This window comes from Moorena sp. SIO3I6 (assembly GCF_010672095.1).
Genome location: NZ_JAAHHU010001417.1, coordinates 1 through 1,307 on the forward strand (window position 1 = coordinate 1; position 1,307 = coordinate 1,307).

2 protein-coding genes are annotated in these 1,307 nt (G+C 44.0%); both read right to left on the reverse strand.

Annotated features, from left to right (window positions below):
- A partial coding sequence (locus F6K49_RS49850; protein ID WP_293110225.1) for a hypothetical protein occupies positions 1-224 on the reverse strand: 224 nt, incomplete at its 3' end.
- 59 nt (positions 225-283) lie between these two features.
- On the reverse strand, positions 284-1,090 hold the full coding sequence (locus F6K49_RS49855; RefSeq protein WP_293110227.1) for a hypothetical protein: 807 nt from the start codon (positions 1,088-1,090) through the stop codon (positions 284-286).
- Between the last annotated feature and the right edge of the window lie 217 nt (positions 1,091-1,307).

Genomic DNA, 1,307 nt, shown 5'->3' on the forward strand with positions numbered 1-1,307 from the left:
TACTGGATTTTGCCAGCAGCCTCCCAGTTTCTTAATGTCCGATCAGTTACCCCTGGGATAATAGGTTTGTCTGCGTACGCAACAGGTGGGGAAAATCCATCCAGTATTGCTTCCACGGTTTGAAAGCCGATGTGCTCCGGATCGAAGAAGACTTCTTTCCCACCCTCAGGCAAGTCCCTCATATTGAACTTCTGGAAGATTAGGTAACTGGTTGATGTTGGCATGGCTTGATAGGGAGAGCTTTACGGTTAATAAGCGTAGTTGCACATAATTTGGGAGAAAATCAAATCCCAACCCACACTGGCTCAATCCAGATTAGCTTGCGTTGAGATCGCCCCTCGCCATAGGGTTGATTCCGATAGTGTCCCCTCCTAAATTGAGCGGTTTTAGATCCACTAGCGTCACTTTTCTTCTGTAGCTTGTATCCAGCCCCAATAATGATTGGAGACTGTTCCTTAGGTTTTCCAATAAACCCTTGACCAGGAGTATATTTGGGTTGTACAAAAAGCTCTGGATAGAATCTTTGTGCGATCAGGATCTGCATTACTAAGTTGCGGACTTTTCGAGAATTTTCCTGGTCTTTTTGGTGAAAGCTCTTGGTTTTCTTTTCATCCCACACCAGAGAGCCGTTATTGATGCCCCAGGTAATAGTCCAGTTGTAGAATATTTGGCCGACTTTGTAGTTTCCACTAGCTATAAATTTGTAGTCCCAATCTAGAGCTTTGTCGGTCATGGAAAATGCTATCCAGTCAAGGGTAATACCTTTAGAATTGACCAGTGAACCAATGGGAGGAAGCAAGCAAAAAGCCTCTTCGTCGGATTTCAATGAAATGCCCTCAAACATACTTTCTGAGACGTCGGTATTGGAGAAGGCTGTCATGAGGTCTTTTGAAATGGTGTAGAGCTTTCCTTGCCCCTCCATTACCCACATCAGTTGGACGAAGGCGGATGCCACTTCTTGGGTGTATTGATGGGGTTGAAGGTTATTTTCGTGGGCTTCATCATACAAGCGGTAGTTGTGCTTGACGTCAGCATATATCTCCTTCCAAGGTTTATAACCCTTGGGAATGTTATATCTTAGTTGTTTCATGATCGTTTTTGCGGTTAAGAGCGAACACACTAATGGTTCTGGTGGGTGCGATGTTCTGTAGGAACCGCGTTCGCGTTCGCTTTTTGATTTGGGTGCGGCTCTTATAGAAATACGGTATTATTTAAAATAACAAAACTAACAACCTTGTCAGAGTAAGGCTTTGAGTCAAAAAAACCGTTAAGTGACGTTTGTTGTACATAAGTGGAAAACCGGGGTG

Coding starts and splice junctions, on each gene's coding strand:
- F6K49_RS49855 (WP_293110227.1), bottom strand. CDS start 1,090: ATGAAACAACTAAGATATAACATTCCCAAGGGTTATAAACCTTGGAAG.